This window comes from Streptomyces sp. NPDC001514 (assembly GCF_053597075.1).
This window is the reverse complement of the sequence record NZ_JBSFHO010000001.1, coordinates 133,988-148,305: the sequence shown is the minus strand read 5'-3', so window position 1 is coordinate 148,305 and position 14,318 is coordinate 133,988. Positions and strand designations below refer to the sequence as shown.

The 14,318-nt window shown below is 71.3% G+C and carries 12 protein-coding genes; 3 read left to right on the top strand and 9 right to left on the bottom strand.

Going from position 1 to position 14,318, the window contains the following annotated elements; all coding sequences use genetic code 11:
- Positions 1-90: 90 nt before the first annotated feature.
- The 4 genes from ACWCXB_RS00630 to ACWCXB_RS00615 all read right to left on the bottom strand — a co-directional run bounded on the left by ACWCXB_RS00630 (position 91) and on the right by ACWCXB_RS00615 (position 3,999).
- Positions 91-2,199, bottom strand: coding sequence for a hypothetical protein (locus ACWCXB_RS00630; RefSeq protein ID WP_450717468.1), 2,109 nt, complete (start codon positions 2,197-2,199; stop codon positions 91-93).
- A gap of 186 nt (positions 2,200-2,385) precedes the next feature.
- On the bottom strand, positions 2,386-2,787 hold the full coding sequence (locus tag ACWCXB_RS00625; protein ID WP_450717466.1) for a DUF6113 family protein: 402 nt from the start codon (positions 2,785-2,787) through the stop codon (positions 2,386-2,388).
- A complete protein-coding gene (mshB, locus tag ACWCXB_RS00620) occupies positions 2,784-3,677 on the bottom strand; it encodes an N-acetyl-1-D-myo-inositol-2-amino-2-deoxy-alpha-D-glucopyranoside deacetylase (RefSeq protein ID WP_450717464.1) in 894 nt (297 codons plus the stop codon). The genes ACWCXB_RS00625 and mshB overlap by 4 nt, the downstream gene beginning before the upstream one ends.
- 127 nt (positions 3,678-3,804) lie before the next feature.
- Positions 3,805-3,999, bottom strand: coding sequence for a hypothetical protein (locus ACWCXB_RS00615; protein ID WP_242329672.1), 195 nt, complete (start codon positions 3,997-3,999; stop codon positions 3,805-3,807).
- 164 nt (positions 4,000-4,163) lie between these two features.
- Between ACWCXB_RS00615 and ACWCXB_RS00610 the strand changes: the two genes are divergently transcribed.
- Positions 4,164-6,350 carry an alpha/beta fold hydrolase gene (locus ACWCXB_RS00610; RefSeq protein ID WP_450717462.1) on the top strand — a complete coding sequence of 729 codons (2,187 nt, stop codon included), beginning with the start codon at positions 4,164-4,166 and terminating at the stop codon, positions 6,348-6,350.
- 168 nt (positions 6,351-6,518) lie between these two features.
- On the opposite strand, the gene ACWCXB_RS00605 is transcribed toward ACWCXB_RS00610, so the two are convergent.
- Positions 6,519-7,265 (bottom strand): siderophore-interacting protein, encoded by a 747-nt coding sequence (locus tag ACWCXB_RS00605; RefSeq protein ID WP_450717460.1) that lies wholly within the window; start codon positions 7,263-7,265, stop codon positions 6,519-6,521.
- Between the two features lie 62 nt (positions 7,266-7,327).
- On the opposite strand from ACWCXB_RS00605, the gene ACWCXB_RS00600 reads away from it, so the two are divergent.
- Positions 7,328-9,418, top strand: coding sequence for a penicillin acylase family protein (locus ACWCXB_RS00600; protein ID WP_450717458.1), 2,091 nt, complete (start codon positions 7,328-7,330; stop codon positions 9,416-9,418).
- Entirely contained in the window at positions 9,408-10,025 is a 618-nt protein-coding gene (locus ACWCXB_RS00595) for a GNAT family N-acetyltransferase (RefSeq protein ID WP_450717456.1), read from the top strand. Before ACWCXB_RS00600 ends, ACWCXB_RS00595 begins: the two co-directional genes overlap by 11 nt.
- A gap of 84 nt (positions 10,026-10,109) precedes the next feature.
- Here the strand turns inward: ACWCXB_RS00595 and ACWCXB_RS00590 are convergent, their stop codons facing one another.
- The 4 genes from ACWCXB_RS00590 to ACWCXB_RS00575 form a co-directional block, all read right to left on the bottom strand.
- On the bottom strand, positions 10,110-11,246 hold the full coding sequence (locus tag ACWCXB_RS00590; protein ID WP_450717454.1) for an ABC transporter ATP-binding protein: 1,137 nt from the start codon (positions 11,244-11,246) through the stop codon (positions 10,110-10,112).
- 184 nt (positions 11,247-11,430) lie between these two features.
- Complete coding sequence (locus tag ACWCXB_RS00585) at positions 11,431-12,405, bottom strand: ABC transporter ATP-binding protein (protein ID WP_450717452.1); 975 nt, start codon at positions 12,403-12,405, stop codon at positions 11,431-11,433.
- Between the two features lie 16 nt (positions 12,406-12,421).
- A complete protein-coding gene (locus ACWCXB_RS00580; protein WP_450717450.1) occupies positions 12,422-13,402 on the bottom strand; it encodes an ABC transporter permease in 981 nt (326 codons plus the stop codon).
- A complete protein-coding gene (locus tag ACWCXB_RS00575) occupies positions 13,395-14,318 on the bottom strand; it encodes an ABC transporter permease (RefSeq protein ID WP_450717448.1) in 924 nt (307 codons plus the stop codon). Before ACWCXB_RS00575 ends, ACWCXB_RS00580 begins: the two co-directional genes overlap by 8 nt.

Here is a 14,318-nt window from a genome sequence, read left to right as displayed (position 1 = left end):
CGTGGGTGAGGGCGTACATGCGAGAGCCCCCGCCCGTGGTCGGGCGGGGGCTCTGAGCAGCGGATTCGCCGGCCGAGGCCGGACCTCGCGTCAGCCCTGCGGGTTGAGCTCGATCGTCTGGGTCCGTTCGGCCGGGGTCTTGCCGAGCAGTGCCTTCTGCATCGCGTGGGCGACGTCGTCGGCCGACAGCGGGTGCTGCTTGCCGTCGCCCTTGGTGATCAGGATGCCGTCGAAGACCCCGTCCAGGAGCTCCTCGATCGCCTTCTTGTCGTAGACCTCGACCAGCCGGCCGTTGACCGGCTTCATGGAGAGGATCTTCGGAAGCGACCGGGCAGGACCGAACTGGATCTGCTTGCCGCCTGCCTTGATCGTGACCAGGCCGGACATCGCGGGCTCGGCGAACTCCTTCATCGCCCGGTCCAGTTCGGCCTTGGTGATGGTGGGCTGCCGGATGCCGACGGGCAGTTCGACCTCGTTCGTCCTGCCCGTCTCGACCTGGGCGCGGTACGCGTCCTTGACCGAGATCATCGACTGACGGACGTCCAGCGACTCTCCCGCCTTGCCCGGTACGGCGACGACCTTGCCCGGCTCGAACCGGATCGTGCCCTCGGTGGCCGAGCCGGAGGTGCCCGCCAGGTCGGTCAGCGCGACCTGGAGCTTCTCCTCGTCGACCGGGATGACCGGCTGGGCCTCCCGCTCGCCCCCGAAGAGGGAGCCGATGACCGAGACCGGGTTGTAGTCGCTGCCGGCCGCGTCCCTGACGGTCGCCTGGCTGTCGAGGGTGAGGCCCGCCTTGTCCGGGGCGAGCCGCTCCTTCTTGTTGCCCACCGTGAGCTGGAGCGGCGCGGTGGCGCGCCCGCCGAGGGCGGCTTCAAGCTTGGCGACCGCGTCCTCCTTGGTGCCGCCGCCGATGTCGACGCCGAGGACAGTGGTGCCCTTGGGGACCTCGGAGTGGTTGAGCAGCAGCCCGGCGCAGTAGGCGATACCGAGCAGGCCGAACACGGCCGCGCCCGCGAGGACCAGCTTGGACCGGCCCTTCTTGGCGGCGGGGCGGGGCGACGACGCGGGCGCCGCTGCCGACGGGGACGGCGAGGGCCTGGGCGCGAGGTGGCCCGGGCCGGCCGGGCCGGGGAAGTCGGGCGCCGAGAAGTCCGTGCCGGGGCCGGAGGACGGCCAGGGGCCGCCGTCCTCGCCGACCGAGGGGCCGCCCGGCACCGGGGGCGCGAACGGTGAGCGGTGCTCCGGCGGGACCACCGGGATACCGCTCGTGAGCGTGTCGCCGGAGACGTTGGCGCCGGGGAACGACGGACCGGGCACGGACGGGCCCTGGCCCGGCTCGGGCGCAGGCTGCTGCGGAGTCAGTACGGCCGTGTCGTCGCTCATCCGCGGCGCGCCGCCACCAACGCCCGGGGCGAAGGGCGAAGTGCCGGTGACCGGACCCGTCGTGGGGCCGGTGGGGCCCTGCGCTCCCCCTACGCCCTGCGGCGCGGAGGGACCCCCGGGCGGGCGCAGACCGAGCTGAGGCGTGGACCGGCCTGCTCCCGGTGCGTCCGCATTCGCCGCGAGGTCGCTGAGCGAACCGCCGGGACGCGGGATCGCGGGGCCCGGCCGCATGCCCGGCGCACCCGGTACACCCGGTGCACCCGGCGCGCCCGAGCCGCTCGGCGCCTCAGGAGCAGCCGGGGCGGGACCCGCGGGAGGCGTCGGCGTCGGCGCCTTGCGCGGCGCGAACCAGTCGCTCGCCTTCTCCTCGGCCGGCTTCTCCGGCGCGGCCGGGGCCTCCTCGCGCGGGGCAGGCGTGGCCGGTGCCTGGGTGGCCGCCGCGGGTCGCGGCGTGCTGCCCGTACGCTCGGCAGGCCGCTCACCCTTCGCACCCTTGGCGCCATTCGCACCATTCGCACCATTGCCGCCGTTCGCGGCCTCACGCGCGTTCACGTCGCTCATGGGCGTACGCATGACGACCGGCGGAATCGGCCGCGAACCCGGAATGTTGATCCGGATGCGCGTGGTCAGCGTGGTCTCGGTCCTGGGCTCGTCCGGCTGCGGAGCGGGCGCAGGCTCGGCTCGCTCTTCCGGAGCGTCCTGCGTGGGGTGCAGCGACGGATACTGGCGGGATCCGTACGGCGGCGTCCCCGAGGGGTACGCGGCTCCGCCACGCCCCTGGGGGCCGGAGGACGAACTGTCAGTTTCACGACTCAAAGCAGGTTCTCCCGATCGGCTCCGCCGCCCGTTCTTACTGTTTCCACTGCTGCGGGCGGCTCGGCGGCGCGCACCACCATACTGGCCGCCGCCGACCCGCACCCGGCGACTGCGGGAAGCGGCGTTCCGCATGCGCTGCGCGGGGCTGGGTCACGGCATGGTCATTTCGGCCTGAGACGGGACACGTCACGTGCCAAGTCGGCCTGTACGCCCGCCCGGTTGCGGCAACCGCGCCATGGTGGCGCAGATCACAGCAACAACCATTCCGCCCAGCAGGAAGACGATCTCACCGATCCCGCCGGCGAAGAGGCCGTCGCCCTCCGGCCGTCCGGCGCTCAGCAGCAGCACCGCTGCGATCCAGCCCGCGGCGGGTGCGACCACGCCCAGCTGGGTGCCGGTGGCGCGCAGCCCGCCGTAGAAGAGCCCCGCGACGCCGAGCAGCGCCAGCAGCAACCCGGCCGGGAACCAGGCGGCTTGGACCAGCGAGCCGGCGGTTCCGACGAGGAAGCCGAGGACGGCGAGGCCGAGATATGCGGCGATGCGTCCAGGTTTCAGGGACTTGGTCATCCAGGCTCCGGGCTCGGTCATGAGGCCATCCCCTCGAACAGGTCGTACTCGCGCGCACCGGCCGGTGCGCCGGATTCGCCGCGTACCAACTGGTAGTACTCGGTGGTGAACAGCGGCTGGCCCAGGTCGTTGGAGAGTGCGAAGAAGGGGCCGTCCACCGCGATCTGGGTGGCGTGGGCCCGCATCGCGGCCGACTTCCGGTCGGCGTACGCGGTGCCGTCGATCTCGGTGGTGATCTCCGAATCGTCCACGACGCCCGGGATATCGCTGATGTCCGCGATTCCCGGGAAGGTATGGGCTCCGTGGCCGGCCCGCAGGTGCGCGAAGGCCTCCTCCGCGACCGAGCGCGGCACCCGGTTCCAGTAGATCTTGGCGATGGTGTGCGGGTCGCCGAGGTCGCGCCGGAAGGCCGGCTCGGCGGCGAGGTCGGCGGCCCGCATCGCGACACGGTGCGCCTGGATGTGGTCGGGGTGGCCGTAGCCGCCGCGGGGGTCGTACGTGACGAGGACCTGCGGACGCACCGTGCGGATCACCTCGACGAGGTGCGGCGCTGCGTCGTCCACCGGCGTGTTCCAGAAGGCGCCTGGGCGGCGGTTCTGGGGCAGGCCCATCATCCCGGAATCGCGGAAACGGCCCGGGCCGCCGAGGAAGCGGTGGTCGGTGACGCCCAGCGCGGCCATGGCGGCCGTCAGTTCGCCGATCCGGTGCGCGCCGAGGCTGTCCTCCTTGTCGGCGGTCAGATGGGCGAGCTCGGGCGGGATGACCTCGCCCTCCTCGCCGAGGGTGCACGTCACCAGCGTGACGCGGGCGCCCTCGGCGGCGTACCGCGCCATGGTGGCGCCGTTGTTGATCGACTCGTCGTCGGGGTGCGCGTGCACCAGGAGCAGACGACGGGCTGGCAGGTCCGTCATGACCCCAGCCTACGAGGCCCGGGGCCAGGGCCTGTCTTCCGGATCAGGCTTCCCGATCCGGCTCCCCGAACCGGCTTCCCGAACCGGCTCCCCGATCAGGCTCCCCGTCCTTGCTTCCGGATCAGCCCTAGAACTTGATGCCGCCGATCATGCCCGCGACATTCGTGGTCAGCTCGCTGATCGTGGGCGCGATGGAGGAGCTGGCCAGATAGAACCCGAGGAGCATGCAGACCGCCGCGTGCCCGGCCTTGAGCCCGGATTTCTTGACCAGCAGGAAGACGATGATCGCCAGCAGCACCACCGCCGAAATCGAGAGTGCCACGGCGGTTCACCTCCACAGATATTCGGTTCGCAACGGTCAGAACGCATGTGCCCACGTGCCGGAGGATTCCTACCCACCTGGCGACACGGATCATAACTATCCACACCCACGCATCGATCGGTGCACAGCAGCACGCGGGGGCGCACGGCACTAGATTCGGCCACATGACCTCGAGGCAGCAGCTCCCCCGTACGCCCTCCGGCCCACCCTCCGGCCAGCCTTCCGTCCCGCTCTCGTTTCCCCGCCAGTACGCCAGGACGCAGCGCTTCGGTCTGGGCGCACCACGTGCGTTCACGGTGGCGCCCGACGGCTCCCGGGTGGTGTTCCTCCGCTCCCCCTCGGGGACGGAACGGGCCCACCGGCTCTGGGTGCTCGACCTCGCCGGGGAGGTGCGTGAGCGCGTCGCCGCCGATCCCGACGCACTGCTGGGCGGAGCCGCCGAGGAGTTGCCCGCCGAGGAGCGTGCGCGCCGGGAGCGCAGCCGCGAGGGGTCCGGAGGCATCGTCGGCTATGCCGTTGACCGGGAAGTGGAGTTGGCGGCTTTCGCGCTGTCCGGTCGGCTGTTCACGGCGGAGCTGCGGGCCGGCACATCACGTGAACTGCCCGCCACCGGGCCGGTGATCGACCCGCGTCCCTCGCCGGACGGGCGGTACGTCGCGTACGCGGCGCAGGGTGCGCTGCGGGTGATCGGCGCGGAGGGGGACGGGGACCGCGCGCTCGCCGAGCCGGAGGACGCGCAGACGACGTACGGCATCGCAGAGTTCCTGGCGGCCGAGGAGATGGGCCGTACCCGCGGGTTCTGGTGGGGGCCCGAGAGTGACCGGCTGTTGGTGGCGCGCGTCGACGAGTCTCCCGTACAGCGGTGGTGGATGGCGGATCCGGCGCATCCGGACCGGGAGCCCGCGCCGGTCGCGTATCCGGCGGCGGGGACGGCCAACGCGGACGTACGGCTGTATCTGGTCGGGCTCGACGGCGAGCGGACGGAGGTCGTCTGGGACCGGGGGCGGTACCCGTACCTGGCACGCGTCCACTGGTCGTCGTCCGGGGCTCCGCTGCTGCTCGTGCAGGCGCGGGACCAGCGCACGGCGCTGTATCTCGCCGTGGACACCGATACGGGTGGGACGCGCACGGTGCACGCGGACGAGGACCCGGTGTGGATCGAGCTGCTGTCAGGGGCGCCCGCGTGGGCTCCGGACGGGCGGCTGGTGCGGATCGCCGACGAGGGCGGTGCGCGGGTGCTGGCGGTGGGCGACCGGCCGCTGACCGGGGCGCAGTTGCACGTGCGGGCGGTGCTGGACATCGGGGATGCGGATGTCCTGGTCTCGGCGTCGGCGGGTGCGGACGCGGCCGAGCCGGAGACCGGCGAGATCCATGTGTACCGGGTCGACGAGCGGGGCGTGGAGCGGGTTTCCGAGGGTGTGGGGCTGCACTCGGCGGTACGTTCCGGAGCGGTGACCGTACTCGCTTCGGCACGTCCGGATTCGAGCGGCTCGACGGTTCAGGTGCTGCGGGACGGGAAGCTCGTCGCCGTGATCCCCTCGCACGCGGAGGAACCGGTCCTGTCCGCTCGCGTGATCCTCACCGAAGGGGGCGCACGGCGCATTCCGTGCGCCGTCCTGCTGCCCTCCGGCCACCGGGAGTCGGACGGTGCGCTTCCCGTGCTGCTCGATCCCTACGGCGGGCCGCACGGCCAGCGTGTGGTCGCCGCACACAATGCGCATCTCACCTCGCAATGGTTCGCCGAACAGGGCTTCGCAGTGGTCGTCGTGGACGGACGGGGCTCCCCCGGCCGCTCCCCCGCCTGGGAGAAGGCGATCGAGGGCGACTTCACACTCACGCTCGACGACCAGATCGAGGCGCTGCAGGACCTCGCCGGCCGGTTCCCGCTCGACCTCGGCCGGGTGGCGATCCGAGGCTGGTCGTACGGGGGTTACCTCGCCGCATTGGCGGTGCTCCGGCGCCCCGACGTCTTCCACGCGGCGATCGCGGGGGCGCCGGTCACCGACTGGCGGCTGTACGACACCCACTACACGGAGCGCTATCTGGGCGTCCCTGACGATCGGCCCGAGGTGTACGCCGCGAACTCGCTCGTCACGGACGACGGGCTGAGCGGTGCGGCGGAGCCGGCGAGGCCGTTGATGATCATCCACGGCCTGGCGGACGACAATGTGGTGATGGCCCACAGCCTCCGTCTGTCGTCGGCCTTGCTGGCGGCGGGCCGCCCCCATGAGCTGCTTCCGCTCAGCGGAGTCACCCACATGACCCCTCAGGAACAGGTCGCCGAGAACCTGCTGCTGCTCCAGGTGGACTTCCTGAGGCGGTCGCTGGGCCTGGGGCAGGGCCAGGAATAGGGCCCCGACCACGGCCGAAGGCCGCCGGCGCATAAAACCGGCCGGGGCGCTCACGCGTCCCGGCCGGTCTACGGCACCCGCACGGCCGTACGGAGTTCAGTGTGACGCGTTCGTATATCGGTGCCGGGTCGGCGGAGTTGCCTGGGCGTTAACGAATTTGACGGACAATCACCGCGTCCCGGACGGCGGCGTCGTGCGCCAGTACCCCAGGGAGTGCACCCGGTCCTTGGGCACGGCGAGCTCCTTGCGGACGTACGACGTGAGGGTGCGGGTGGTCGTCGCGTCGCAGGCGATCCAGACGTACGCCTTCGCCGGGTCGTCCCCGAGCAGGCCCGGCAGCGCGGCCCGTACCTCCTCGACCAGCCGGGCGCCGGCGTCGCGACGCGGGACTCTGCGCAGCTCGTGGCGGTCCGGGTCGGTCCGTACCGGGAGTTCGGCGTCGGACTCGTGCGGCGTCTCGAACCAGATGGTGGCGGGAGTCCCCGGCATGGAGCCGAGGAGCGAGTTGATCGCGGGCAGCGAGGCCGGGTCGCCGATGACGAACAGCCGGGACGGCAGCGGATCGGGCACGGTGAAACCGGTGCCCTGGACGGTCGCCTCGATCGTGTCGCCCGGCCGGGCCTTACGGGCCCAGTCGCTCGCGCAGCCGTCATGGAGGGCGAACTCCAGGCTGAAGGTGCCGGTTTCGGGGTCGGGGTCCACAAGGGTGTAGGCGCGCTGGTGCGGCTTGCCCGCGTTGTCGAACCACAGCCGCACCCACATCGTCGGGTGCACTCCGGTCGCGCCGAGCATGCCGCCGTCGGTGAGACGGACCCGACGGTACTGCTCGGTGACCTGCTCCGCCCCGGTCACCGTGAATGCGAAGTCCTTGCCCCGCATCAGCTTGAGGACCATGCCCTCCCAGCCATGCCCCACCCTGCGCTCCTCACCCTCGACCCCGCTATGGTTAGGTCAGCCTAACCTAAGAGAGGAGCGGTGTGAGCACCGGGACCGAGGTCTACCGGGATGCGTGGGGCATCCCGCATCTGCGCGCGGGCAGCGCGAGCGAACTCGCCTACGCCCAGGGGCACAACGCCGCCGTCGACCGGGCCTGGCAGCTGGAGGTCGAGCGGCACAGGGCGCAGGGCACGACAGCCTCCTTCCTGGGCGCGGAGGCCGTCGCCTGGGACCGGTTCGCCCGGCAGGTGCGGATCGACGACACGGCCCGGCGTTGCTACGAGGCGCTCGACGCGGAGACCCGCGACTGGGTCGGGGCGTACGTCGACGGGGTCCGCGACGGCCTCACGCAGGGCGCCGCGGCCGCACCCGAGTTCGCGAAGGCCGGGGCGGCCCCGGGGGTGTGGAACCCCTGGACCCCACTGGCGGTCTGGCTCTCCACGCACATCCTCTTCGCGGGCTTCCCGACCAAGCTGTGGCGCGAGGAGGTCGCGCGACGGCTCGGCGACGAGGCGATCGAGCTCTTCGCGATGGACGGCCCCGGCACGGCGGGCTCAAACGGCTGGCTCGTCCCGGGCGGCCGTACCCGCACCGGGTCCGCGATCATCGCGGGCGACCCGCACCGCTTCATCGAGGACCCCGGCGTCTACCAGCAGGTCCATCTGGTCTGTCCCGAGTACGACGTCGTCGGCCTGGCCTTCCCCGGTGTCCCGGGCGTCGCCCACTTCGCCCACACCGGCTCCGTCGCCTGGTCGATCACCAACGCGATGGCCGACTACCAGGACCTGTACCGGGAGCGGCTGCGGCGCACGGACGACGGCGGGATCGAGGCGCTCGGCCCGGACGGCTGGCGACCGGCCGCGTACCGCACCGAGGCCGTCGAGGTGGCGGGCGGCGAACCCGTCACGGTCGAGGTGATCGAGACCGACCGCGGACCGGTGATCATCGGCGGAGCCCCCGGCGGCGCGGGCACCGACGACGGGACCGCGGAGGCGATCAGCCTGCGCTACGTCCCACGCGTCACCGCCGACCTCGGCTTCGCAGCGATCCCCGCCCTGCTCAGAGCCCGCAGCGTCGCCGACGTGGACCGGGCGTTCGAGCAGTGGGTCGAGCCCGTGAACGTCGTACAGGCCGCCGACACCTCCGGCGGACTGCTGCACCGGACCGCCGGACGGGTGCCGCTGCGGCACCGGGACAACCGGCTGCGGGTCGTGCCGGCGTGGGAGCAGGGGCACGACTGGCAGGGCTGGCACGAGCCGATGCCGCGCGCCGAGGTCGAGGACTTCGCCGTCATGGCGAACGAACGCGCGCTCGCGGGGCCCCTCGGCGTCGAGTTCGCGTCCCCGCACCGGGCCGAGCGCATCGCCGCACTGCTGCGGGAGTCGAAGTCCTGGACCGCCCCGGACATGGCGGCCGTGCACATGGACACGCATCTGGCGTCCGCCCGCCCGCTCCTCGACCTGCTGGCCGGGCTGGAGGGGCTCGCTCCGGCCGCCGCCGAGCTGCGGGACCGGCTGCTGCGCTGGGACCGCCGGATGGACGCCGACAGCACCGTCGCCGCTGCCTATGCCTCGGTACGGCACGCTGTCGTACGGCGGCTCGCCGCGCACCCGGAGCTGGCGGACCTCGCCGGGCCGCTGCCGTACCCTGCGGTGTTCCAGCCCTGGCTCGCCCTCGTCGTGAAGACCGGCTACGCGCTGGAGGGGCTGCTTGCGACCAAGCTGCTGCCGGGCATCGACCGGGCCGAGATCGTCCGTCAGGCCGTCGAGGAGGCCGCGGCGGACCCGCAGGAGGCCCCTTGGGGCGAGCGGCACCGGCTCGCACCCTGGCAGGCACTGCCCCTGACGGAGGACGAGGAGTGGCCCGGGATGGCCGGCGACCACGACTGCGTACTCGCCACGTCCAGCGTCCCCGGCCTCACGGACCACGCCGCGCGCGGGCCGGCTGCCCGCTACGTGTGGGACCTCGCCCGGCGCGACGACAGCCTCTGGGTGGTCCCGCTGGGCGCTCGCGGCATCCCGGGCGACGCCCATCACCGCGACCAGCTGCCGCTGTGGCTGCGCGGCGAACTCGTCCCCGTCGTCACCGACTTCGCACAGCTCACGAAGGAGAGCCACCACCATGACCACTGAAGCCGTGTACGAGCAGGCCGCCGACGGCTTCGGTACGGTCCGCGTCCGCCGCCTGGACCCGGAGCGCGACGTCGACACGATCCACTCCTGGGTCACCGAGGAGCGCGCCCGCTTCTGGGGCATGGGCGAGGCGAGCCGTGCCGAGGTGCTGGAGATCTACCGGCACATGGACACGCTCACCACGCACCACGCGTGGCTGGTGGAGTGCGACGGCCGGCCCGTGATGCTCTTCCAGACATACGAGCCGGAGGCGGACCGCGTCAGCGAGTGCTACGACGCCGAGCCCGGCGACATGGGCGTCCACCTGATGATCGGGCCCGCACAGGGCGGGCCCCGGCCAGGTTTCAGCGCGGCCATGCTGACCGTCCTCATCGACTGCGTCCTGTCCGATCCGAAGGTCCGGCGGATCGTCGCCGAGCCGGACGTCCGCAACGCCAAGGCGGTCGAGCGGTTGGCTCGTACCGGCTTCGAGCTCGGGCCGGAGATCGTCCTGCCGGAGATCGATCTCCCGGAGGTCTTCCTTCCGGAGAAGAGGGCCCGGCTGGCCTTCCTCCGCCGCGAGACGGTCGAAGCGGCGCGGAGCCGGCGCGTGGGCCAGGCGGGTTAGGGGCCGGGCAGGTCGGTCCAGAAGCCGGCCGGCTCCAGAGGGCCGGGCGGGTCCAGGTCGTGGCGGGTCCAGGTCGTGGCGGGTCTAGGCGGTGGGCGGGGCGGGGCCCGTCTGCGGCCCGCCCAGCTCGTCCTCGTCGGGCACCACGTGCTTCTCCTCCGCGAAGTGGCACGCGGAGTCGTGCCGGGCGGGCCCGTCGATGAACCGGAAGACCGCCGGAACCGCCAGCTCCGGCACCTCGAGCGCGCACCGCTCCTGCGCCTTCCAGCAGCGGGTGCGGAAGCGGCAGCCGGACGGGATGTTCGTCGGTGAGGGCACATCGCCGGTGAGGATGATCCGCTCCCGGTGCTCGCGCGCCTCCGGGTCGGGCACCGGCACCGCCGAGAGCAGCGCCTGTGTGTACGGATGCGTCGGATGCTCGTAGATCTCCGCGTCCTTGCCGATCTCCACGATCCGGCCCAGGTACATCACGCCCACCCGGTTCGCGATATGACGGACGATCGACAGGTCGTGCGCGATGAAGACGTACGACAGACTGAACTCGCTCTGCAGTCGCTCCAGCAGATTGACGACCTGCGCCTGTACGGACACGTCGAGCGCCGACACAGGCTCGTCGGCCACGATGATCTCCGGCCGCAGGGCGAGCCCGCGCGCGATGCCGATGCGCTGACGCTGGCCGCCCGAGAACTGGTGGGGATAACGGTTGATGTACTCGGGGTTGAGCCCGACGACGTCCAGGAGCTCCTGGACCTTCTGTCTGCGGGAGCCCTTCGGCGCCACCTCGGGGTGGATCTCGTAGGGCTCGCCGATGATGTCGCCGACGGTCATCCGCGGGTTCAGTGAGGTGTACGGGTCCTGGAACACCATCTGGATGTTGCGGCGCACCGCCTTGAGCGCACGCCCGGACAGCTTGGTGATGTCCTCGCCCTTGTAGCGGATCTCGCCGCTCGTCGGCCGCTCCAGGTTGACGAGCATCTTCGCGAGCGTGGACTTGCCGCAGCCGGACTCGCCGACGATGCCGAGGGTCTCGCCCTGGAACAGGTCGACATCGACGCCGTCGACTGCCTTGACCGCCCCCACCTTCTTCTTGAAGACGATGCCCCGGGTGAGCGGGTAGTACTTGTGGAGTCCGCGCACCTCGAGGATCGGCTCGCCCGGCCTGCTCGGCTCCCTGGGCCTGCTCGGCTCGCTGGGCCTGCTGGGCTTGCTCGGCTCGGCCATGGAGGCGCTCCTTCACTGCGTCGCTCAGCACTTGAATATCCCGCTACGACGCCCAGAGCGCACTTTTAGCCCGTTTGCACCAAGAGACATCAAGTCGCGCTACGGCACACCGTGCAGCGCCTGGTCCTTCTGGCAGTCGCACACTCCCCACCGGTACTGGAAGCGTCCTCCCGGGACCGGGCGATCACCCGTGGAGGCATTGCCTCCAGAAGAAGCAGGCGCTCCCCCGGTCCCGGCTCACGGGGAACAGCTCCGGCTCGTCGGTCGTGCACACCTCCTGCGCCATGGGGCAGCGCGGGTGGAAGGCGCAGCCGGACGGGATGTTCATGAGGTTGGGCGGCAGGCCCTTGATCGCGTACAGCTCCTGGCCCTTCTGGTCCAGACGCGGGATGGAGTCGAGCAGCCCTCTTGTGTACGGATGGGCCGGCGCCCGGTAGATGTCGTGCACGGGCGCGGTCTCGACGATCCGGCCCGCGTACATCACGGCGATCCTGTCGGCGACGTCCGCGACGACTCCGAGGTCGTGCGTGATGAGGATGAGCCCCATGTCGAGCTCGCGCTGGAGCTCGGCGAGCAGCTCCATGACCTGCGCCTGCACGGTCACGTCGAGCGCGGTGGTCGGTTCGTCCGCGATGATCAGGTCCGGCTCCAGCGCCAGCGCCATGGCGATCATGATGCGCTGGCGCATACCGCCGCTGAACTGGTGCGGATACTGACCGACGCGCTCCTTGGCGGCGGGGATCCGCACCCGGTCCATCAGCTCGACCGCCCGGGTCCTGGCGTCCTTCCTCGACAACCCGCGGTGCACGGTGAACATCTCGCCGAGCTGGTCGCCGACGGTCAGCACCGGGTTGAGCGAGGAGAGCGCGTCCTGGAAGATCATCGCCATCCCGGCGCCGCGGATCTTCCGCCGCTCTTCCTCCTTGAGTTTCAGCACGTCCTGGCCCTGGAAGAGGATCTCGCCGCCGGTGATCCGGCCCGGCGGGATGTCGAGGATGCCCATGACGGCCTGCGCCGTGACGGACTTGCCGGAGCCGGACTCGCCGAGCACGGCGAGCGTCTCGCCCGCGTCGACCGCGTAATTGACACCGTTGACGGCCTTGGCGACTCCGTCCCTGGTCCGGAACTCCACGTGCAGATCGCGCACTTCGAGCAGCATCGCGACCACCGCCTCCTCAGCGCAGCTTGGGGTCGAGGGCGTCGCGCACCGCGTCGCCGAGCATGATGAACGCGAGCACGGTGATGGCGAGCGCACCGGCCGGCCAGAGCAGCATGTGCGGGGCGTTGCGGATGTACGGGGACGCGGCGGAGATCTGGATGCCCCACGACACGGTGGGCGGCCGCAGCCCGACGCCGAGGTACGAGAGGGTCGCCTCCAGCGCGATGTACGTACCGAGCGCGATCGTCGCCACGACGATGACCGGCGCCACCGCGTTGGGCGTGATGTGCCGCAGAAGCAGCCGGGAGTGGGACGCGCCGAGGGCCCGCGCGGCCTGGACGTAGTCGTTCTGCTTGGCCGTGATCACCGCGCCGCGCGCGATGCGGGTGATCTGCGGCCAGCCGAGCAGCACCATGAAGCCGATCACGGGCCAGACCGTGTTGCTGGTGACGACGGACAGCAGTACCAGGCCGCCGAGGACGACCGGGATGGCGAAGAAGACGTCGGTGAGCCGGGACAGGACGGAGTCCGGAGCTCCGCCGAAGTATCCGGCGACCCCGCCGAGTACGGACCCGAGGAGCGCAACGCCGAGGGTCGCGCAGACGCCGACGGTCACCGAGGTGCGGGCGCCGTAGACGACCCGGGTGTACACGTCGCAGCCCTGGCCGTCGAAGCCGAAGGGGTGGCCCGGCTGGGAGCCCTCCTGGGCCTTGGCGAGGTCACAGGTGAGCGGGTTGCCGGAGGCGATGAGCGACGGCCAGATCGAGATGATCACGAGGAAGACGATGATCAGTCCCGAGACGATGAAGACGGGATTGCGGCGCAGATCGCGCCAGGCGTCGGACCAGAGGCTGCGCGGTTTGCCGGCGGGGCCGGTGCCGAGCGGTCCGCCGGGGACCTTCTCCAGGGTCTCGCCCTCGCTCGTGGCGAGGTCCATCGCGCCGCCGGCGCCGGTCGGGGCGATGGCTCCCCCGTCGTCGTACTGCGGCTCAGGCATAGCGGATCCTCGGGTCGAGTACGGCATACAGAAGGTCGACGAGCAGGTTCACCGCCAGGAACACGAGCACCAGCACGGTCACGAAGCCGACGACGGTCTGGGTGTTCTGGCGGAGGATGCCCTGGTAGAGCTGGTAGCCGACGCCATGGATGTTGAAGATCCGCTCGGTGACGATGGCGCCGCCCATCAGGGCGCCGATGTCGGCGCCGATGAAGGTGACCACGGGGATCAGCGAGTTGCGCAGCAGGTGGCGGCCGATGACGCGGCGGCGCGGCAGTCCTTTGGCGATCGCCGTGCGGACGTAGTCGGCGCGTTTGTTCTCGGCGATGGACGTCCTCGTCAGCCGGGTGACGTAGGCGAGGGAGACGGAGGCGAGCACGAGTCCCGGCACGATCAGTTCGCCGAGCGCCGCCTCGGAGGAGACGGAGGGTCTGATCCAGCCCCACTGCACCCCGAGCAGCAGTTGGAGCAGCAGGCCGGTGACGAAGGTCGGGACAGAGATGACCACCAGCGTGAGCAGCAGCACGGAGGTGTCGACGGGACGGCCGCGGCGCAGTCCGGTGAGCACGCCGAGGCCGATGCCGATGACGATCTCGAAGAAGATCGCGACGAGGGTGAGCCGGATGGTGACCGGGAAGGCCGTGGCCATCAGTTCGGTGACCGGCTGGCCGTTGAACGCGGTGCCGAAGTCCCCGGTGAAGACATTGCCCATGTAGGTCAGGTACTGCTGCCACACGGGCTTATCGAGGCCGAACTCCTTGCGCAGCTGGGCGGCGGTCGCCGGGTCGCATTCCCGCTCGCCGCACAGCCCGGCGATGGGGTCGCCCATCACGTTCACCATCAGGAAGATCAGCAGCGTCGCGCCGATGAAGACCGGGATCATCTGGAGCAGACGCCGGATCACATAACGTCCCAT